The 18,157-nt window shown below is 71.2% G+C and carries 19 protein-coding genes; 12 read left to right on the top strand and 7 right to left on the bottom strand.

What is annotated here, in order from left to right; all coding sequences use genetic code 11:
• The first annotated feature begins 104 nt into the window (after positions 1-104).
• Genes ACIQVL_RS19925 through ACIQVL_RS19915 form a run of 3 tightly spaced genes read left to right on the top strand, consistent with a single transcriptional unit; the run spans position 105 to position 2,978 of the window.
• Complete coding sequence (locus ACIQVL_RS19925) at positions 105-1,172, top strand: type III polyketide synthase (RefSeq protein WP_403439683.1); 1,068 nt, start codon at positions 105-107, stop codon at positions 1,170-1,172.
• Positions 1,173-1,174: 2 nt separating this feature from the next.
• The gene (locus ACIQVL_RS19920; RefSeq protein WP_403439685.1) at positions 1,175-2,449 is read left to right on the top strand and encodes a cytochrome P450; all 1,275 of its coding nucleotides are present in this window, start codon (positions 1,175-1,177) and stop codon (positions 2,447-2,449) included.
• Between the two features lie 7 nt (positions 2,450-2,456).
• Positions 2,457-2,978: a cupin domain-containing protein gene (locus ACIQVL_RS19915; protein ID WP_403439687.1), complete on the top strand. Its 522-nt coding sequence runs from the start codon at positions 2,457-2,459 to the stop codon at positions 2,976-2,978.
• Positions 2,979-3,092: 114 nt separating this feature from the next.
• Here ACIQVL_RS19915 and ACIQVL_RS19910 read toward each other — a convergent pair whose 3' ends face one another.
• On the bottom strand, positions 3,093-4,319 hold the full coding sequence (locus ACIQVL_RS19910; protein ID WP_403439688.1) for an acyl-CoA dehydrogenase family protein: 1,227 nt from the start codon (positions 4,317-4,319) through the stop codon (positions 3,093-3,095).
• 173 nt (positions 4,320-4,492) lie between these two features.
• On the opposite strand from ACIQVL_RS19910, the gene ACIQVL_RS19905 reads away from it, so the two are divergent.
• The gene (locus ACIQVL_RS19905; RefSeq protein ID WP_351499384.1) at positions 4,493-5,137 is read left to right on the top strand and encodes a TetR family transcriptional regulator; all 645 of its coding nucleotides are present in this window, start codon (positions 4,493-4,495) and stop codon (positions 5,135-5,137) included.
• Positions 5,138-5,207: 70 nt separating this feature from the next.
• Here the strand turns inward: ACIQVL_RS19905 and def are convergent, their stop codons facing one another.
• Positions 5,208-5,747 (bottom strand): peptide deformylase, encoded by a 540-nt coding sequence (gene def, locus ACIQVL_RS19900; RefSeq protein ID WP_403475944.1) that lies wholly within the window; start codon positions 5,745-5,747, stop codon positions 5,208-5,210.
• Positions 5,748-5,898: 151 nt separating this feature from the next.
• On the opposite strand from def, the gene ACIQVL_RS19895 reads away from it, so the two are divergent.
• The 5 genes from ACIQVL_RS19895 (at position 5,899) to ACIQVL_RS19875 (ending at position 10,455) form a co-directional block, all read left to right on the top strand.
• Positions 5,899-7,137 carry a MurT ligase domain-containing protein gene (locus ACIQVL_RS19895; RefSeq protein WP_403439692.1) on the top strand — a complete coding sequence of 413 codons (1,239 nt, stop codon included), beginning with the start codon at positions 5,899-5,901 and terminating at the stop codon, positions 7,135-7,137.
• Positions 7,138-7,157: 20 nt separating this feature from the next.
• Complete coding sequence (locus ACIQVL_RS19890; protein WP_351499378.1) at positions 7,158-7,886, top strand: glutamine amidotransferase; 729 nt, start codon at positions 7,158-7,160, stop codon at positions 7,884-7,886.
• A 180-nt stretch (positions 7,887-8,066) separates the two neighbouring features.
• Positions 8,067-9,092, top strand: coding sequence for a 6-phosphofructokinase (locus tag ACIQVL_RS19885; protein ID WP_403439694.1), 1,026 nt, complete (start codon positions 8,067-8,069; stop codon positions 9,090-9,092).
• A 188-nt stretch (positions 9,093-9,280) separates the two neighbouring features.
• Positions 9,281-10,231: a cytochrome c oxidase assembly protein gene (locus tag ACIQVL_RS19880; RefSeq protein ID WP_403439696.1), complete on the top strand. Its 951-nt coding sequence runs from the start codon at positions 9,281-9,283 to the stop codon at positions 10,229-10,231.
• Between the two features lie 44 nt (positions 10,232-10,275).
• Positions 10,276-10,455, top strand: coding sequence for a hypothetical protein (locus ACIQVL_RS19875; protein WP_293996352.1), 180 nt, complete (start codon positions 10,276-10,278; stop codon positions 10,453-10,455).
• 110 nt (positions 10,456-10,565) lie between these two features.
• On the opposite strand, the gene ACIQVL_RS19870 is transcribed toward ACIQVL_RS19875, so the two are convergent.
• Genes ACIQVL_RS19870 through ACIQVL_RS19855 form a run of 4 tightly spaced genes read right to left on the bottom strand, consistent with a single transcriptional unit; the run spans position 10,566 to position 14,619 of the window.
• Complete coding sequence (locus ACIQVL_RS19870; RefSeq protein ID WP_403439698.1) at positions 10,566-11,747, bottom strand: sensor histidine kinase; 1,182 nt, start codon at positions 11,745-11,747, stop codon at positions 10,566-10,568.
• On the bottom strand, positions 11,744-13,456 hold the full coding sequence (locus ACIQVL_RS19865) for a cation acetate symporter (protein WP_403439699.1): 1,713 nt from the start codon (positions 13,454-13,456) through the stop codon (positions 11,744-11,746). Before ACIQVL_RS19865 ends, ACIQVL_RS19870 begins: the two co-directional genes overlap by 4 nt.
• A 42-nt stretch (positions 13,457-13,498) precedes the next feature.
• A complete protein-coding gene (locus ACIQVL_RS19860; RefSeq protein ID WP_403439701.1) occupies positions 13,499-13,867 on the bottom strand; it encodes a hypothetical protein in 369 nt (122 codons plus the stop codon).
• Positions 13,868-13,869: 2 nt separating this feature from the next.
• Positions 13,870-14,619: a LytR/AlgR family response regulator transcription factor gene (locus ACIQVL_RS19855; protein WP_403439702.1), complete on the bottom strand. Its 750-nt coding sequence runs from the start codon at positions 14,617-14,619 to the stop codon at positions 13,870-13,872.
• Between the two features lie 111 nt (positions 14,620-14,730).
• On the opposite strand from ACIQVL_RS19855, the gene ACIQVL_RS19850 reads away from it, so the two are divergent.
• The 3 genes from ACIQVL_RS19850 to rocD all read left to right on the top strand — a co-directional run bounded on the left by ACIQVL_RS19850 (position 14,731) and on the right by rocD (position 17,421).
• A complete protein-coding gene (locus ACIQVL_RS19850; protein WP_093505900.1) occupies positions 14,731-15,216 on the top strand; it encodes an Lrp/AsnC family transcriptional regulator in 486 nt (161 codons plus the stop codon).
• Between the two features lie 145 nt (positions 15,217-15,361).
• Positions 15,362-16,171, top strand: a complete 810-nt coding sequence (ddaH, locus tag ACIQVL_RS19845; protein WP_403439704.1) for a dimethylargininase — start codon at positions 15,362-15,364, stop codon at positions 16,169-16,171.
• A gap of 29 nt (positions 16,172-16,200) precedes the next feature.
• Entirely contained in the window at positions 16,201-17,421 is a 1,221-nt protein-coding gene (gene rocD, locus ACIQVL_RS19840; protein WP_403475943.1) for an ornithine--oxo-acid transaminase, read from the top strand.
• Between the two features lie 56 nt (positions 17,422-17,477).
• Here the strand turns inward: rocD and ACIQVL_RS19835 are convergent, their stop codons facing one another.
• On the bottom strand, positions 17,478-18,095 hold the full coding sequence (locus ACIQVL_RS19835; RefSeq protein ID WP_403439708.1) for a DUF305 domain-containing protein: 618 nt from the start codon (positions 18,093-18,095) through the stop codon (positions 17,478-17,480).
• Between the last annotated feature and the right edge of the window lie 62 nt (positions 18,096-18,157).

The raw sequence follows: 18,157 nt of genomic DNA, 5'->3' as shown, positions 1-18,157 counted from the left end.
TCGTCGCCCTCACGGGTGATCGTGAGGGAACCACCTCCTGAGGTGAACCACCTCTCTGACCGGTCGGGCCAAACCCACCGGAAGGCTGAAAGCAGGCACGGTTCATGGCGACTTTGTGCAAACCCTCAGTGTCGGTCCCGGAGTACGTGATCACGATGGAGGAGACGCTGGAACTGGCGCGCTCCCACCACGAGAACCACCCGCAGCTGCCGCTGGCGCTGAGACTGATCGAGAACACGGGCGTACGCACCCGGCACATCGTGCAGCCGATCGAGGAAACCCTGAAGCACCCCGGCTTCGAGGAGCGCAACAAGCTCTACGAGACCGAGGCCAAGGCCCGGGTCCCCGCGGTCATCCAGCGGGCGCTCGACGAGGCAGAGCTGCTCACCACCGACATCGACGTGATCATCTACGTCTCGTGCACGGGCTTCATGATGCCGTCGCTCACCGCGTGGCTGATCAACGAGATGGACTTCGACTCCACCACCCGCCAGATCCCCATCGCGCAGCTCGGCTGCGCGGCCGGCGGAGCGGCGATCAACCGGGCGCACGACTTCTGCTCGGCGTACCCGAACGCCAACGCCCTCATCGTGGCCTGCGAGTTCTGCTCGCTGTGCTACCAGCCGACCGACCTCGGCGTCGGCTCGCTGCTCTCCAACGGCCTCTTCGGTGACGGTATCGCCGCCGCCGTGGTCCGCGGCCAGGGCGGCACGGGCGTCGAACTCGAACGCAACGGCTCGTACCTGATCCCGAAGACCGAAGAGTGGATCATGTACGACGTGCGGGCCACCGGGTTCCACTTCCTGCTGGACAAGCGGGTCCCGGCGACCATGGAGCCGCTGGCGCCGGCTCTCCAGGACCTGGCAGGGCTGCACGGCTGGGACGCGTCCGACCTGGACTTCTACATAGTCCACGCGGGCGGGCCGCGCATCCTGGACGACCTGAGCAAGTTCCTCGAGGTCGACCCGCACGCCTTCCGGTTCAGCCGGTCCACGCTCACCGAGTACGGCAACATCGCGAGCGCCGTCGTCCTGGACGCGCTGCGCCGGATGTTCGACGAGGGCGGTGCCGAGCACCAGGCGCGCGGCCTGCTGGCCGGGTTCGGTCCCGGCATCACCGCGGAGATGTCGCTCGGTCGCTGGCGGCGTTCGGACGGAGAGGCGGCGCGGTAGAGATGGCGCTCACCGAACCGCTCGACCCCGCCGGCGAGGCCGCCGGGGAGGCCGCCGGTGCGGGCACCTCCGCGGCCGCCGGTGCGGCCGCCTGTCCGGTCCGGCACTGGGAAGTGCCGGACCTGGCAGGGGTGGACTTCGACCCCACCCTGGCCGAGCTGATGCGGGCGGGTCCGGTCACCCGGATCCGGCTTCCCAACGGCGAGGGCTGGGCGTGGCTGGTCACCCGGTACGACGACGTGCGGGCGGTGGCCAACGACCCTCGGTTCAGCCGTGAGGCGGTGATGAGGCAGCCGGTCACCCGGCTCGCCCCGCACTTCATTCCGGACCGCGGAGCGGTCGGCTTCCTGGACCCGCCCGACCACACGCGGCTGCGCCGCACGGTGGCCCCCGCGCTGACCTCCAAGGGCGTGGAGCGGGTCCGGGAGAAGGCGCGCCTGATGCTGGACGAGATCGTCGACGAGCTGGTCCAGGACGGCCCGCCCGCCGATCTCACGGCGGCGGTGCTCAGCCCGTTTCCCATCGCGGTGATCTGCGAGGTGATGGGCGTACCCGCCGCCGACCGGCACACCATGCACCTGTGGACCCAGCTGATCCTGTCCTCCAGCCACGGCAAGGAGGTCAGCGAGAGGGCCAAGCGCGAGATGAGCGCCTACTTCGCCGACCTCGTCGCCCTGCGCGAGGACAGCACGGGCGAGGACGTGACCTCCCTGCTGGGCGCGGCCGTGGGCCGCGGCGAGGTCGCGCTGGAGGAGGCCGTCGGTCTCGCCGTCCTCCTCCAGATCGGCGGCGAGGCGGTCACCAACAACAGCGGGCAGATGTTCTACCTGCTGCTGACCCGCCCCGACCTCCTCGACCGGCTGCGCACCGAGCCGGCGATCCGCCCCCGGGCGATCGACGAGCTGCTGCGCTGGATCCCGCACCGCAGCGCGGTCGGGCTGTCCCGGATCGCCACCCGGGACGTGGAGATCAAGGGCGTACGCATCCGCGCGGGCGACGCGGTCTACGTCTCGTACCTGGCCGCCAACCGCGACCCGGAGGTCTTCCCGGACCCCGAGACCATCGACTTCGCCCGCAGCCCCAATCCGCACGTGTCCTTCGGGTTCGGCCCGCACTACTGTCCCGGCGGCCAGCTCGGCAGGCTGGAGGAGGAACTCCTCGTCGACGCCCTGCTCGACCGGCTGCCCGGACTGCGGCTCGCCGTTCCTGCGGAGCAGGTGCCCTTCAGGAAGGGCGCGCTGATCCGGGGCCCCGAAGCACTACCGGTGAGTTGGTGAGTGAACCATGACCACAGCCGAGGGACTCCTCGTCCCGCCAGGACACGGGCGCGTGGTCCACACGCCGGCCCAGCGCGTCACCTTCAAGGTGACGGGAACGCACTCGCGGATGGCCTCCACCTTCGAGGTGGACGTCCCGCCGGGCTTCGACGTGGGCGCCCATGTGCACACCCGCAGCGAGGAGCTGTTCTACGTCCTCGAAGGCGAGCTGGACGTCCTCGCCTTCGAGCCGCGCATCCGTACCCCCGACAACTGGCAGAAATGGGAGTCGAGTTCGGGCACGAGGGTGGTACGGGCGACCCCGGGCACGCTGATCGCCGTACCCCCGGGCTGCCCGCACGCCTTCGCCAACCCGACGGACACCCCGGCGCGGATGTTCTTCCAGTCCTCCCCGCCGCCCGACCACGAGCGCTACTTCGAGGAGCTCCTGGAGATCCTGGGCAGCGGCGGTCCTCCGGACCTCGAGGCGATCGAGATACTCCGCAAGCGCTACGACATCGAGCAACTCACACCTCTGAAGCACCGGTGAGATCGAGCGCCCCGCAGGGGCGCTGGGGGTACCCCCGGCCGAAGGCTGGGGGAGGAACTGCGCGAGCAACCACGACGCACGGTCTGCCCGCGAAGCACCCGCACCCTTACGGCGCTACCGGATCGGCATCCCCGACAAGGTACGGGCGATCACCAGCCGCTGGATCTCGCTCGTGCCCTCGAAGATCGTGTAGATCGCCGCGTCCCGGTGCATCCGCTCCACCGGATACTCCCGCGTGTACCCGTTGCCGCCCAGGATCTGGATGGCCTGGGCGGTCACCTTCTTCGCGGTCTCGCTCGCGAACAGCTTCGACATCGACCCCTCGGCCGCGGTGAACGGCTTCCCGTTCACCGCCATCCAGGAGGCCCGCCACACCAGCAGCCGGGCCGCGTCGACGGCCGTCCGCATGTCGGCGAGCTGGAACGCCACTCCCTGGTTGTCGATGATCGGCCGCCCGAACTGCTCCCGGGTCACGGCGTAGTCGAGGGCGACCTCGTAGGCGGCGCGTGCCGTGCCGACGGCCATCGCACCGACGGCGGGCCGCGAGGCCTCGAACGTGGCCATCGCCGCGTTCTTCACGCGCTCGCCGCCCGACTTCGCCCGCTCCCGTGCTCGGGCGAGGCGCTCGTCCAGCTTCTCCTTGCCGCCGAGCAGGCAGGACCCGGGTACCCGGGCGTCGTCCAGGACGACCTCGGCGGTGTGCGAGGCGCGGATTCCGTGCTTCTTGAACTTCTGGCCCTGGGACAGGCCGGGGGTCCCCGGCGGGACGATGAAGGAGGCGTGGCCCTTGGAGCCGAGCTCCGGGTCGACGACCGCGACGACGACGTGGACGTTGGCGATGCCGCCGTTGGTCGCCCAGGTCTTCGTGCCGTTGAGCACCCACTCGTCCTTGGCCTCGTCGTAGACGGCCCGGGTACGCATGGAGCCGACGTCGGAGCCGGCGTCGGGCTCGGAGGAGCAGAACGCGGCGACCTTGACGTCGTTGGGGTCGCCGTACATCTGGGGGATCCAGGTGCCGATCTGCTCCTCGGTGCCGTTGGCCAGGACGCCGACCGCGGCGAGGCCCGTGCCCACGATGGACAGGGCGATGCCCGCGTCGCCCCAGAACAGCTCCTCCATGGCCATCGGGATGCCGAGGCCGGTGGGGTCGAAGTACTGCTGGGCGTAGAAGTCGAGGGAGTAGATGCCGACCTTCGCGGCCTCCTGGATGACCGGCCAGGGAGTCTCCTCACGCTCGTCCCATTCGGCGGCCGCGGGACGGATGACGTCGGCGGCGAAACCGTGCAGCCAGTCCCGGACCTCCTTCTGTTCGTCGTTGAGTTCCATGGTGAACTCGGCCATGACCCCTCCAGCGGCGGCGCATAATGTGTTACTAGCGGTAACCCGAGTCTGTTACCCGTCGGTAGGAAAAGTCAACTCCCAAGGTCACCTCGGCAGCCAGTTCGAGAGCAGATGGCTGTCAGGTGTTAGTTTGCGCAGGCGTCACCGAAAAGAGCACGGGGTGGGGAGAGCACATGGACACCACGCAGCGGACCGAACAGCAACGGTCCGCCGACCGCCGACGGCGCGAGCTGCTGGAGGCCGCGGACCGGGTGGTGCTGCGCGACGGCCCACAGGCTTCCATGAACGCCATCGCGGCCGAGGCGGGCATCACCAAACCCATCCTCTACCGCCACTTCGGCGACAAGAGCGGGCTGTACGCGGCGCTGGCCACCCGGCACACGGACGCGCTGCTGAACTCCCTGCGGGCCGCGCTGGACGCGCCCGCGGAGCGCCGTGAGCGGGTCGAGGCGACCCTGGACACGTACCTCGCGGCGATCGAGGCGCGGCCCCAGGTGTACCGGTTCCTGATGCATCCCGCGGAGGGCAGCACGGGGACCGACCAGGGGTTCGACGTGGGCAAGCACTCGGCTCCGCTGTTGCGGCGGATGGGTGAGGAGCTGGCGCAGGTCATCGAGGACCGGCTGGATCTGGGGCCGAACAGTCAGCAGCTGGCGCGGGTGTGGGGGCACGGGATCGTCGGGATGATGCATGCGGCCGGGGACTGGTGGCTGGGGGAACGCCCCTGTTCTCGTGCGGAACTCGTGAAGAGTCTGGCGGATCTTCTGTGGGGGCGGCTTGCTGCGGCGGGGGACAAGATCGGCGGTCCGGGCTTCTGAGGGGTTGAGTTTCGGCTGACCGCCGGTGGGAGTTGATCGCGCCGTTCCCCGCGCCCCTGGGTATGTCTCCTCACCGGCGCCAGGAAGACTTCGCCACCTGTCGCATCAGCTTGCGCTTGCGCCGGCCGGTGACGTGGTCGGCGTAGACGCGGCCTTCCAGGTGGTCGGTCTCGTGCTGGAGGCAGCGGGCGAAGAAGCCGGTTCCGTGGATCGTGACCGGCTCTCCCGTAGCCGTGAAACCCTCGACCACCGCGTGGTCGTAGCGCTCCGTGCCCGCCTCCAGTCCCGGCAGGGACAGGCAGCCCTCCGGGCCGCGGACGGTCAAGCCGTCCGCCGTCACCAGGCGCGGGTTCACCACGTGGCCCAGGTGGCGGACCTCGTCGTCGTCGGGGCAGTCGAAGACGAACACCCGCAGCGACTCCCCCACCTGGTTCGCGGCCAGGCCCACGCCCTCCGCCGCGTACATCGTCGCGAACAAGTCCTCCACGAGCCGGGAGAGTTCGGGGCCGAAGTCGGTGACCTCCGCGCAGCGGGCGTGCAGGACGGGGTCGCCGAGCAGGGTGAGAGGCCGGACCCGCCCGTGGGCGCCCGGAATGGAACCGTGTCGCATGGCCGCAAGGGTACGGTTCGGATGGGCCCCTGCTCGCCGCGCAGGCATGGGCCGGAATTCGGGTGTGCGAATGGATCTCGATAGGCTGAGGTGCACACCACGTTGCCGGATGGCTCAGGCGCGGCGCGTAGTCAAGGAGGATCGAGAACTGATGGCAGGCAACTCGGACCCGCTCACGCCGCGGGCCAAGATCGCCGTGACCGCGGGCAAGGCGGTCGCGGCGGCGTCCCGTGCCGCGGGACGCGGCAGCGGATCCGTGATCGGCGGCCGGGTGGCGCTCAAACTCGACCCCGACCTTCTCGCCCGGCTCGCCCAGAACCTGGACGTGACCCTCGTCTCGGCGACGAACGGCAAGACGACGACGACCAGGCTCATCGCCGAGGCCCTCAAGGCCGCGGGGCCGGTCGTCTCCAACGCGCTCGGCGCCAACATGCCGGCCGGTATCACCTCCGCCCTTGCGGGCGGGTCGGACTCCAAGTTCGGCGTGATCGAGGTCGACGAGAAGTACCTGGCCGGGGTGGCCCGGGACACCGACCCGAAGTGCATCGCGCTGCTGAACCTCTCCCGCGACCAGCTCGACCGCGCCGCGGAGACCCGGATGCTCGCCGAGAACTGGCGGGAGGGGCTGGCCGGGTCGAAGGCCGTCATCGTGGCGAACTGCGACGACCCGCTGGTGGTCTGGGCCGCGTCCTCCTCCCCCAACGTGATCTGGGTCGCGGCCGGGCAGATGTGGAAGGACGACGCCTGGTCCTGCCCGTCCTGCGGCGGCGTGATGCAGCGGCCCGGCGACGACTGGTTCTGCGGCGAGTGCGGGTTCCGGCGGCCGACGCCGAGCTGGGTGCTCTCCGGTGACCACGTGCTCGACCCGCACGGCTCGGCCTGGCCGATCCACCTGCAGCTGCCGGGCCGCGCCAACAAGGCGAACGCCGCCTCCTCGGCCGCCGTCGCCGCCGTCTTCGGGGTGCCGCCGCAGGTCGCCCTGGAGCGGATGTACCAGGTGCAGGCCGTCGCCGGCCGCTACGACGTCGTGCAGTTCCAGGGCCGCGACCTGCGGCTGCTGCTCGCCAAGAACCCGGCCGGCTGGCTGGAGACGTTCTCGCTGATCGACCCGCCGCCGGCGCCGGTCATCCTCTCGGTGAACGCGCGCGGCGCCGACGGCACGGACACCTCCTGGCTGTGGGACGTGGACTACACGCGCCTGACCGGCCACCCGATCTTCGTGCTCGGCGACCGCAAGCTGGACCTCGCGGTGCGGCTGGAGGTCGCGAACCAGCACTTCCAGGTCTGCGACTCCCTCGACCAGGCCGTGCAGATGTGCCCGCCCGGCCGGATCGAGGTCATCGCGAACTACACCGCGTTCCAGGACCTGCGCCGCCGCGTCGGCAACTGACCACGAAGGACGAACAGTTCATGAGCGACAACCAACTGCGGCTGGTGTGGATCTACCCGGACCTGCTCAGCACCTACGGCGACCAGGGCAACGCGCTCGTCGTGGAGCGGCGGGCCCGGCAGCGCGGTCTGGACGTGGCCCGGCTCGACGTGCGCAGCGACCAGCCGATCCCGACCTCCGGCGACATCTACCTCATCGGCGGCGGTGAGGACCGTCCGCAGCGGCTCGCCGCCGAGCGGCTGCGCCGCGACGGGCACCTGTACCGGGCGGTGGAGAACGGCGCGATCGTGTTCTCCGTGTGCGCCGGGTACCAGATCCTCGGCCACGAGTTCATCAACGACCTGGGGCAGCGCGAGCCGGGCCTCGGCCTGCTCGACGTGACGACCGTGCGCGGGACCGGCGAGCGGTGCGTCGGTGACGTCCTCGGCGACATCGACCCGCGGCTCGGCCTGCCCCCGCTGACCGGCTTCGAGAACCACCAGGGCGTCACGCAGCTCGGCCCCACCGCCCGCCCCTTCGCCCGGGTCAAGCTGGGCCGGGGCAACGGCACCGGGGACGGCACGGAGGGCGCGTACAACGAGACCGTCTTCGGTACCTACATGCACGGGCCGGTCCTCGCCCGCAACCCGCTCATCGCCGACCTGCTGCTGAAGCTGGCGCTGGACGTGAACGCGCTGCCGCCGATCGACGACCGCTGGTACGAGGCGCTCCGCAACGAGCGCATCGCGGCCGCCCAGCAGCCCGCCTGAGCTGCGTCGGAACGGTCGGTTCCGGGCCCGCCTGACAGGGTGTCCGCTCACATGTGCGGGCACGTCCAGCAGGCGGACGCCCGGTACGGAATGACCCCCTTGCGCCGGTAGGGTGGCCGCGATGTCAGCCGGACAGCGTGGTCCGGTCTCCGGCCCACGTGGAGAAGGTTGTTTCGGGCTATGCGCATTGGTGTCCTCACGTCCGGCGGCGACTGCCCCGGCCTGAACGCCGTCATCCGGTCCGTCGTGCACCGCGCCGTCGCCGACCACGGCGACGAGGTCATCGGCTTCCGGGACGGCTGGAAGGGCCTCCTGGAGTGCGACTACCTCAAGCTCGACCTCGACGCCGTGGCCGGCATCCTGGCCCGCGGCGGCACCATCCTCGGATCGTCCCGGGTCCAGCCCTCCCATCTGCGGGACGGCGTGGAGCGGGCCAGGGGCCATGTCGCCGAACTCGGCCTCGACGCGATCATCCCGATCGGCGGTGAGGGCACGCTGAAGGCGGCCCGGCTGATGTCGGACGCCGGCCTGCCGATCGTCGGCGTCCCGAAGACCATCGACAACGACATCGCTGTCACCGACGTGACCTTCGGCTTCGACACGGCCGTGGGGGTCGCCACCGAGGCGCTGGACCGGCTGAAGACCACCGCCGAGTCCCACCAGCGGGTGCTCGTCGTCGAGGTCATGGGCCGGCACACCGGCTGGATCGCCCTGCACTCCGGCATGGCGGCCGGCGCCCACGCCATCGTCGTCCCCGAACGCCCCTTCGACATCGAGGAGTTGGCCCGCCGGGTCGGCGAGCGGTTCGAGGCGGGCAAGCGGTTCGCGATCGTCGTCGCGGCGGAGGGGGCCAAGCCGAAGGCGGGCACGATGGCCTTCGACGAGGGCGGCAAGGACATCTACGGCCACGAGCGGTTCGCCGGGATCGCCCGGCAGCTCTCCATCGAGCTGGAGCAGCGGCTCGGCAAGGAGGCACGGCCGGTCATCCTCGGGCACGTGCAGCGGGGTGGCACGCCGACGGCGTACGACCGCGTCCTTGCGACGCGGTTCGGGTGGCATGCGGTGGAGGCCGCCCACCGGGGGGAGTTCGGTCACATGACCGCGCTGCGGGGGACGGACATCGTGATGGTGCCGCTGGCGGAGGCGGTGGAGACGTTGAAGACGGTTCCTTCGGAGCGGTACGACGAGGCGGAGACCGTGCTTTGAGGATTGCGCGGTCGAGTGTTGTCCGCTGGTGCGTGGGGGCTGGTCGCGCAGTTCCTCCCCCAGCCTCCGGCCGGGGGTACCCCCAGCGCCCCTTTAGGTAGGGATCGTGCACCCCGCTCACAGGCTGGGTCGGCTGCAGTTCTAATGTGGGGTCGATAGAAATACCCCCACGAATCAGGAGCCGCCGGATGGATCACAGCGGGCACGGCATGATGATGGATCTGCCGCCGTTCACGCTGGGGCGCGGGCTGGAGTGGTCGGCGGATCCCTTCTTCCTCGTCGCGTGTCTCGCGGGGCTCGCACTGTACGGGTGGGGTGTGGTGCGGCTGTGGCGGCGCGGGGACGCGTGGTCCGTGGGACGGACGGTGTCGTTCGTCGTCGGGGTGCTGACCATCATGCTCGTGATGTGCACCAGGCTGAACGACTACGGGATGGTCATGTTCAGCGTGCACATGGTGCAGCACATGGTCATCAGCATGCTGTCGCCGATCTTCATCCTGCTGGGCGCGCCGATGACCCTCGCGCTGCGCGCGCTGCCTGTCGCCGGGAAGGGCCGCAAGGGGCCCCGTGAGCTGCTGCTGGCCCTGCTGCACAGCCGGTACATGCGGATCATCACCCACCCCGCCTTCACCATCCCGCTGTTCATCGCGAGCCTGTACGCGCTCTACTTCACCCCGCTGTTCGACTTCCTGATGGGCTCGAAGGCCGGGCACATCGCGATGATGGTGCACTTCCTCGCCGTCGGTGTCGTCTTCTTCTGGCCGATCATCGGCGTCGACCCGGGCCCGCACCGGCCGGGGTACCTCATGCGCATGCTGGAGCTGTTCGCGGGCATGCCGTTCCACGCGTTCTTCGGCATCGCGTTGATGATGGCGTCGGAGCCCATGGTCGAGACGTTCAAGAACCCGCCCGCCTCGCTCGCCATCGACGCGCTCTCCGACCAGAACGCGGCCGGCGGCATCGCCTGGGCGTTCAGCGAGGTCCCGTCCGTCCTGGTGCTGATCGCCCTGCTGTTCCAGTGGTACGGCTCCGAGCAGCGCCAGGCCCGGCGCACGGACCGGGCCGCCGACCGGGACGGCGACAAGGAGCTCGAGGCGTACAACGCGTATTTGGCCTCACTGAACGCACGCGAGGGCTGACCGGGGCACCATGGAGGGAGTCGGACCATGAGGAGGGTGTCGCGATGCCCGGTTCTGCGAACGGCTCGAACGGTGCCACCAAGGCGATGGGGGTGCTCACCGTCGGCGGCCTCGTCGTGGTGACGGCCTACACGGTGGCCCTCGGCAGCAACGGCTGGCTCTGGTTCGGCTGGGTGGTCCTGGGCCTGCTGACCCTGGCCATGGTCGTCACCCAGAGCAACTGACACACCGGCGCCCCGCAAGGGCGCTGGGGGTACCCCCGGCCGGAGGCTGGGGGAGGAACTGCGCGACCAGCCCCCATGGCGCGGCACACGACAACGGCGCCGCGGAGCGTCTAGTGCACCCCGGGCTGGTACTTCGGCAACCGCGCGGTGATCTTCATCCCCGCCCCGGGCGCCGTCTCGATGACAAGTCCATGGTCGTCGCCGTACACCTGGCGGAGCCGATCGTCGACGTTGGACAGGCCGATGCCGCCGGACGGACTGGTCTCGCCGCCCAGGATGCGGCGCAGCAGCGCCGGGTCCATGCCGGCGCCGTCGTCCTCGATGACGACCAGGGCCTCGGCGCCCTCGTCCTGCGCGGTGATCTGGATGCGGCAGGTGCCGGTCTTGCCTTCCAGGCCGTGCTTGACGGCGTTCTCGACCAGCGGCTGAAGGCAGAGGAAGGGCAGGGTGACCGGCAGGACCTCGGGGGCGATCTGGAGCGTGACCGTGAGGCGGTCGCCGAAGCGGGCCCGGACCAGTGCCAGGTAGTGGTCGATGGCGTGGAGCTCGTCGGCGAGGGTGGTGAAGTCGCCGTGCCGGCGGAACGAGTAGCGGGTGAAGTCGGCGAACTCCAGCAGCAGCTCGCGGGCGCGTTCGGGATCGGTGCGGACGAACGAGGCGATCACCGCCAGCGAGTTGAAGATGAAGTGCGGTGAGATCTGGGCGCGCAGGGCGCGGATCTCGGCCTCGATGAGCCGGGTCCGGGAGCGGTCGAGGTCGGCCAGCTCCAGCTGGACGCTGACCCAGCGGGCGACCTCGCCGGCCGCCCGGACCAGGACGGCGGACTCGCGCGGGGCACAGGCGACCAGGATGCCGTGGACGCGGTCGTCGACGGTGAGCGGGGTGACCACGGCCCAGCGGACCGGGCAGTCGGGGGTCTCGCAGTGCAGCCGGAAGGCCTCGCCGCGGCCGGACTCCAGCGGCCCGGCGAGCCGCTCCATGATCTCGGTGCGGTGGTGGTCGCCGACGCCGTCCCAGACCAGCAGGTTCTCGTGGTCGGTGAGGCAGAGCGCGTCGGTGCCGAGCAGGGTGCGCAGCCTGCGGGCCGAGCGGCGGGCGGTCTCCTCGGTCAGGCCGGCGCGCAGCGGGGGCGCGGCCAGGGAGGCGGTGTGCAGGGTCTCGAAGGTGGCGTGCTCGACGGGGGTGCCGAGGCCGCCGAGGTTCTCGGGGCGGGCGGTGCGGCGGCCGAGCCAGAAGCCGGCCGCGAGGAGCGGGAGGACGGCCACGAGGAGGCCCGCCAGGAACCCGGTCACGCCTTGACCTCCGCGCGCAGCTCTTCCGGCAGGTGGAAGCGGGCCAGGATCGCGGCCGTGCCGGCCGGTACCCGGCCCGGGGTCGCCAGGGAGACCAGGATCATGGTGAGGAACCCCAGCGGGACTGACCAGAGCGCGGGCCAGGCCAGCAGGGCGTGCAGGTCGCCCGTGCCGGGCAGGTCGGCCATCGTCGCGGCCACCGCGCAGAACGCCGAGCCGCCGCCGGCCAGCATCCCGGCGGCCGCGCCGGGCGGGGTGAGCCGGCGCCACCAGATGCCGAGGACCAGCAGCGGGCAGAAGGAGGAGGCGGACACCGCGAAGGCCAGTCCGACGGCGTCCGCGACCGGCAGACCGCCGACCAGCACGCTCGCGGCGAGCGGTACGGCCATGGCGAGCACGGTCCCGAGTCTGAAGTGCCGTACGCCGCGGGACGGCAGGACGTCCTGGGTGAGGACGCCGGCGACCGCCATGGTCAGGCCGGAGGCGGTGGAGAGGAACGCGGCGAACGCGCCGCCCGCCACCAGCGCGCCGAGCAGGTCGCCGCCGAGTCCGCCGACGACCCGGTCGGGCAGCAGCAGGACGGCGGCGTCCGTCTCGCCGGTGAGGGTGAGTTCGGGGGTGTAGAGGCGGCCGAGGGCGCCGTAGACCGGCGGCAGGAGGTAGAAGAGGCCGATCAGGGCCAGTACGGCGACCGTGGTGCGGCGGGCGGCCACGCCGTGCGGGCTGGTGTAGAAGCGGACGACGACGTGCGGCAGTCCCATGGTGCCGAGGAAGGTGGCGAGGATCAGGCCGTACGTGGCGTACAGCGGGCGTTCCTCGCGGCTCTCGGCGAGCGAGGTGGACATGCCGCCGTTGGTGCCCCGGTCGGTGGCGGGGACGCGGGTGCCCTTGGCGAAGGTCAGGCGGGTGCCGGCGGCGATGCGGTGGGTGCCCTCGGGGAGGGTGACCCTGGTGTCCCGGAGCGGGCGGCCGTCGACCGTGCCGGAGACGGTGACCGCGAGCGGGCGGTCGAGCCGGAGGGAGAGGCTGTCCTGGACGTCCACGACGCGCTGGGCGCGGAAGGTGGCCGGTTCGTCGAAGGCGTGGACGGGGGCGCCGGCGCGCTGCCAGGCGAGGACGAGGAAGAGGGCGGGGACGAACAGGGCGGTGAGCTTCAGCCAGTACTGGAAGGCCTGCACGAAGGTGATGCTGCGCATGCCGCCGGCGGCCACGGTGGCCACCACGACCACGGCGACGATGAGCCCGCCGAGCGCGTCGGGGGCCCCGGTGAGGACCGCCAGCGTGAGTCCGGCGCCCTGGAGTTGGGGCAGCAGGTAGAGCCAGCCGACACCGACGACGAACGCCCCGGCCAGCCGCCGTACGGCCTGCGAGGCGAGCCGGGCCTCCGCGAAGTCGGGGAGGGTGTAGGCGCCGGAGCGGCGCAGCGGGGCGGCGACGAAGAGGAGGAGCACGAGGTAGCCGGCGGTGTAGCCGACCGGGTACCAGAGCATGTCGGGGCCCTGGACGAGGACCAGTCCCGCGATGCCCAGGAAGGAGGCGGCGGAGAGGTACTCGCCGCTGATCGCGGCCGCGTTGAGGCGGGGGCCGACGGTGCGCGAGGCCACGTAGAAGTCGGAGGTGGTCCGGGAGATGCGCAGGCCGAAGGCGCCGACGAGGACGGTCGCGACGACCACGAGGGCGACCGCCGGGACGGCGTAACTGGAGTTCATCTGGCCTCGTCGGAGTTCATCTCGCGTCGTCGCGGCTGGAGTTCATCGGTCCCATCGGTCCTCGACGAGGCGGACGAAGTCCTCCTCGTTGCGTTCGGCGCGGCGCACGTACCAGCGGGCGAGCAGGATCAGCGGGGCGTAGAGGCAGAAGCCGAGCACCAGCCACTCCAGGCGGCGGGCCTCGGGGGCGGCGGCGAAGACCAGCGGGAGCGGGCCGACGAGCAGCACCAGGACGGCGAACACGACGAGCGCGACGCGCAGTTGGCTGCGCATGAGGGAGCGGACGTAGGTGTGGCCGAGGGTGGTCTGCTCGTCGATCTCGGTGCGCGGCCGGTAGTAGCCGGAGGTACGGCGGCTGCGGCGGGGCGGGCCGGTGACGGTGACCCGGCGCTCGGCGGGGTCGGCGGCCATCGTCAGGCCCTCCTCATCAGCAGGTCCCGCAGCTCGCGGGCGTGCCGCCTGCTGACCTGGAGCTCCTCGCCGCCGACCAGGACGCTCACCGTGCCCGCGTCCAGGCGGAGTTCGCCGACGTGGCGGAGGTTGACGAGGTGGCGGCGGTGGATGCGGACGAAGCCGCGGGAGCGCCAGCGCTCCTCCAGGGTGGACAGCGGGATGCGGACCAGGTGGCTGCCGCGGTCGGTGTGCAGGCGGGCGTAGTCGCCCTGGGCCTCGACGTGGGTGATGTCGTCGACGGCCACGAACCGTGTCACACCGCCGAGTTCGACGGGTATGTGGTCGGGGTCGGGTTCGTGCACGGGTATCCGGGCCGCGGTGCCGCGCAGTTCGGCGGCCCGGCGCACGGCCTCCGCGAGGCGCTCCTTGCGGACCGGCTTCAGGACGTAGTCGACCGCCTTGAGGTCGAAGGCCCTTACCGCGAAGTCCTCGTGGGCGGTGACGAAGACGACCAGCGGGGGCCGGGCGAAGCCGGTGAGCAGCCGGGCCAGGTCGAGGCCGTCCAGGCCGGGCATCTGGACGTCGAGGAAGACGACGTCGATGGCTTCGGGGCCCTGCGGGCCGGACTCCAGGGCGCGGGTGATGCGGCGCAGCGCCTCGGTGGCGTCCCCGGCGCCCTCGACGCTGCCGATGCGCGGATCGGCGTTCAGCAGATAGAGCAGCTCCTCCAGCGAGGGGCGTTCGTCGTCGACGGCGAGGGCGCGCAGCATGAACGGAGTGTAGGCGGCGGAACGCGACGCTGGACATGCGCCGGACGTGGACGTTCGCGCCGGATGACGTGGTGTTCCCGAACTGTCTGCACCCGTGGTTACAGTGCGGGCATGAACAGCGGCACCGCCCCCTTCGACGACCTCGACCGGAAGATCACCACCGCGTTGATGGCGAACGCGCGGACCAGCTTCGCCGAGATCGGCGCGGCCGTCGGGCTCTCCGCGACGGCAGTGAAGCGGCGGGTCGACCGGCTGCGCGAGACCGGTGTGATCACCGGGTTCACGGCCACCGTCACCCCGGCGGCCCTCGGCTGGCGCACGGAGGCGTACGTCGAGGTGTACTGCGAGGGCGCGGCGCCGCCCCGGCGGCTCGCGGAGGTGGTCCGCAACCATCCGGAGATCACCGCGGCCATGACGGTGACCGGCGGCGCGGACGCACTGCTGCATGTGCGGGCCCGGGACGTGGACCACTTCGAGGAGGTGCTGGAGCGGATCAGGGTGGAGCCGTTCATCCGGAAGACGATCAGCGTGATGGTGCTGTCGCATCTGCTGCCGGAGAGCCCGGAGGCCGGGGCCACGCACCCCGTACCGGAGTAAACGCACCGATGCTGCGTTTGTACGACCGGAGACGCAGCGTTCCTGCGCAGACGCGCAACATTTGTTTCTTGTCGTCCGTATCCGACGCTTTCTACCTTGGTGTCAACCCCCAGTCGACACCGCGGGAAAGCGGAGGAACCCCTCTGTGTCCGAAAGCCGTGTACCGCGCCTCAGGCGCTTTCTCGTCTGCGAGCCCAGACATTTCGCCGTGCAGTACGCGATCAATCCGTGGATGAACCCCGACACCAGGGTCGACGTCGACCTGGCCCAGGAGCAGTGGACCGCGCTGATCGGCGCCTACCGCACCCACGGCCACAGCGTCGACCGGCTGGAGCCGGTCCCCGGTCTGCCCGACATGGTGTTCGCCGCGAACTCGGCGGTCGTCGTCGGCGGCCGCGTCTTCGGCTCGCTCTTCCACGCGCCCGAGCGGCGCCCCGAGTCCTCCCACTACGACCTCTGGTTCAAGACCGCGGGCTACGACGTGCACCGTCCGGGCTCGGTGGTCGAGGGCGAGGGCGACCTGGTGTGGACGGGCCGGTACCTGCTCGCCGGCACCGGGTTCCGCACCAGCCGCGAGGCGCACCGCGAGGCCCAGGAGTTCTTCGGCCACCCGGTGATCAGCCTGACCCTGGTGGACCCGTACTTCTACCACCTGGACACCGCGCTGTTCGTCCTCGACGAGGCGAACATCGTCTACTACCCCGAGGCCTTCTCCCCCGGCAGCCGCGAGGTGCTGAGCCGGCTGTTCCCGGAGGCGGTCCTCGCCACCCGCGACGACGCGCTGGCATGGGGCCTGAACTCGGTCTCCGACGGCCGCCACGTCTTCATCGCGCCGCAGGCCGAGGCGCTCGCCGCCCGGCTCGCCGACCAGGGCTACGAGCCCGTCCCCGTCGACCTGTCGGAGTTCCACAAGGCAGGCGGCGGCATCAAGTGCTGCACCCAGGAAATCCGCTGACATCCGCCGAGGGCCAGGAGATCCCCCTGATGACCGCACCCGCACGCGCACGCACCTCCGCCGAGCTGATCGAGGCGGAGGGACCGGTCCTCGCGCACAACTACCACCCGCTGCCCGTCGTCGTGGCCCGCGCCGAGGGCGCCTGGGTGGAGGACGTCGAGGGCCGCCGCTACCTCGACATGCTGGCCGGCTACTCGGCCCTCAACTTCGGCCACCGCCACCCGGCGCTGATCGAGGCCGCGCACCGCCAGCTGGACCGCCTCACCCTCACCTCGCGCGCCTTCCACAACGACCGGCTCGCCGAATTCGCGGAGCGCCTGGCGGAGTTGACCGGCCTGGACATGGTGCTGCCGATGAACACCGGTGCCGAGGCGGTCGAGTCCGGCATCAAGGTGGCCCGCAAGTGGGCCTACGACGTGAAGGGCGTCCCGGCCGACCGGGCCACGATCGTCGTCGCCGCGGACAACTTCCACGGCCGTACGACCACGATCGTCAGCTTCTCCACCGACGAGACGGCCCGCGCGGGCTTCGGCCCGTTCACGCCGGGCTTCCGGATCGTGCCGTACAACGACCTGGCCGCGCTGGAGGCGGCGGTCGACGAGACCACGGCGGCGGTGCTGATCGAGCCGATCCAGGGCGAGGCCGGGGTGCTGATCCCCGACGACGGCTACCTGACCGGGGTCCGGGAGCTGACCCGCCGCAAGGGCTGCCTGTTCATCGCCGACGAGATCCAGTCCGGCCTCGGCCGCACCGGCCGCACCCTCGCCGTCGACCACGAGGACGTCGTCCCGGACGTGCTGCTGCTCGGCAAGGCGCTGGGCGGCGGGATCGTGCCGGTGTCGGCGGTGGTGGCCCGCCGGGAGGTGCTCGGGGTGCTGCACCCCGGCGAGCACGGCTCGACGTTCGGCGGCAACCCGCTCGCGGCGGCGGTCGGCACCGCGGTGGTCGAGCTGCTGGAGACCGGCGACTTCCAGCGCCGGGCCGCCGAGCTGGGCGTGATCCTCCGGGACGGCCTGGCGGAGCTGGTCGGCAACGGCGTGGTCGGATTCCGCTCGCGCGGGCTGTGGGCGGGCGTCGACGTGGACCCGGCGATCGGCACCGGGCGGGAGATCGGGGAGCGCCTGATGCGGGAGGGCGTCCTGGTCAAGGACACCCACGGCTCCACGATCCGGCTGGCCCCGCCGCTGACCGTCACGGCGGAGGAACTGCGGTCGGCGCTGGGCGCGTTGGAGAAGGTGCTGGCGGCCTGAGCCCGGGGTGGCCGCGCCCGTGGCCTCGCCCGTGGGCGCGGCCACCCCGACCCCGGTCAGCCCTTGCCGAGGAGCTTCTTCATCTCCTTGATCTCGGCGTTCTGGGCGGTGACGATGGCATCGGCCATGCTCGTGGCGGGGCCGTAGGCGCCCTTGGCCTTCTCGGTGCCGGCCATCTCGACGGCACCCCGGTGGTGCTCGACCATCATGGTCAGGAACATCGAGTCGAAGTCCGTCCCCTTGGCCTGCTTCAGCATGGTCATGTCCTTGTCGGACATCATCCCGGCCATGCCGGCGTGACCGCTGTGGTCCATGCCCGCCATCGGCACGTCCTCACCCCAGGCCTTCAGCCAGCCGGTCATGGTCCTGATCTCCGGGTCCTGGGCCTTCTCGATCCGGGCGGCGAGGCTGCGCACCTGAGCGGAGGAGCCGCGGTCGACGGCGAGCCCGGCCATCTCCAGGGCCTGCTCGTGGTGCGGGATCATGCTCTGCGCGAAGGACACGTCCTGAGCGTTGTGCGCACCGGCACTGGCGGTCGCGGTGGTGCCGGCCGCCGCCGAGTGCGACGCGTGTGCGGTGTCGGAGCTGTCGTCGCCGCTGCCGCACCCGGTGAGCGCGAGGGCGGCGGTCGCGGTGAGCGCGACGAGGACGGCACGGGTACGCGTGATGGTCATGCTGGGTCTCCTGCGATAGGTCTGTACGGGCACGCGGGAGCGCGACCGCCGCGCTGTGCGCG

The organism is Streptomyces sp. NPDC090499, assembly GCF_044769305.1.
Classification (GTDB): domain Bacteria; phylum Actinomycetota; class Actinomycetes; order Streptomycetales; family Streptomycetaceae; genus Streptomyces.
The sequence above is the reverse complement of the archived record's forward strand: the minus strand, read 5'-3'. Positions and strand labels throughout refer to the sequence as shown.

What these genes read in the sequence shown, in the direction of transcription:
- ACIQVL_RS19925 (WP_403439683.1), top strand. Translation starts at nt 105, where the DNA reads ATGGCGACTTTGTGCAAACCCTCAGTGTCGGTCCCGGAGTACGTGATC.
- ACIQVL_RS19920 (WP_403439685.1), top strand. Translation starts at nt 1,175, where the DNA reads ATGGCGCTCACCGAACCGCTCGACCCCGCCGGCGAGGCCGCCGGGGAG.
- ACIQVL_RS19915 (WP_403439687.1), top strand. Translation starts at nt 2,457, where the DNA reads ATGACCACAGCCGAGGGACTCCTCGTCCCGCCAGGACACGGGCGCGTG.
- ACIQVL_RS19910 (WP_403439688.1), bottom strand. Translation starts at nt 4,319, where the DNA reads ATGGCCGAGTTCACCATGGAACTCAACGACGAACAGAAGGAGGTCCGG.
- ACIQVL_RS19905 (WP_351499384.1), top strand. Translation starts at nt 4,493, where the DNA reads ATGGACACCACGCAGCGGACCGAACAGCAACGGTCCGCCGACCGCCGA.
- def (WP_403475944.1), bottom strand. Translation starts at nt 5,747, where the DNA reads ATGCGACACGGTTCCATTCCGGGCGCCCACGGGCGGGTCCGGCCTCTC.
- ACIQVL_RS19895 (WP_403439692.1), top strand. Translation starts at nt 5,899, where the DNA reads ATGGCAGGCAACTCGGACCCGCTCACGCCGCGGGCCAAGATCGCCGTG.
- ACIQVL_RS19890 (WP_351499378.1), top strand. Translation starts at nt 7,158, where the DNA reads ATGAGCGACAACCAACTGCGGCTGGTGTGGATCTACCCGGACCTGCTC.
- ACIQVL_RS19885 (WP_403439694.1), top strand. Translation starts at nt 8,067, where the DNA reads ATGCGCATTGGTGTCCTCACGTCCGGCGGCGACTGCCCCGGCCTGAAC.
- ACIQVL_RS19880 (WP_403439696.1), top strand. Translation starts at nt 9,281, where the DNA reads ATGGATCACAGCGGGCACGGCATGATGATGGATCTGCCGCCGTTCACG.
- ACIQVL_RS19875 (WP_293996352.1), top strand. Translation starts at nt 10,276, where the DNA reads ATGCCCGGTTCTGCGAACGGCTCGAACGGTGCCACCAAGGCGATGGGG.
- ACIQVL_RS19865 (WP_403439699.1), bottom strand. Translation starts at nt 13,456, where the DNA reads ATGAACTCCAGTTACGCCGTCCCGGCGGTCGCCCTCGTGGTCGTCGCG.
- ACIQVL_RS19860 (WP_403439701.1), bottom strand. Translation starts at nt 13,867, where the DNA reads ATGGCCGCCGACCCCGCCGAGCGCCGGGTCACCGTCACCGGCCCGCCC.
- ACIQVL_RS19855 (WP_403439702.1), bottom strand. Translation starts at nt 14,619, where the DNA reads ATGCTGCGCGCCCTCGCCGTCGACGACGAACGCCCCTCGCTGGAGGAG.
- ACIQVL_RS19850 (WP_093505900.1), top strand. Translation starts at nt 14,731, where the DNA reads ATGAACAGCGGCACCGCCCCCTTCGACGACCTCGACCGGAAGATCACC.
- rocD (WP_403475943.1), top strand. Translation starts at nt 16,201, where the DNA reads ATGACCGCACCCGCACGCGCACGCACCTCCGCCGAGCTGATCGAGGCG.
- ACIQVL_RS19835 (WP_403439708.1), bottom strand. Translation starts at nt 18,095, where the DNA reads ATGACCATCACGCGTACCCGTGCCGTCCTCGTCGCGCTCACCGCGACC.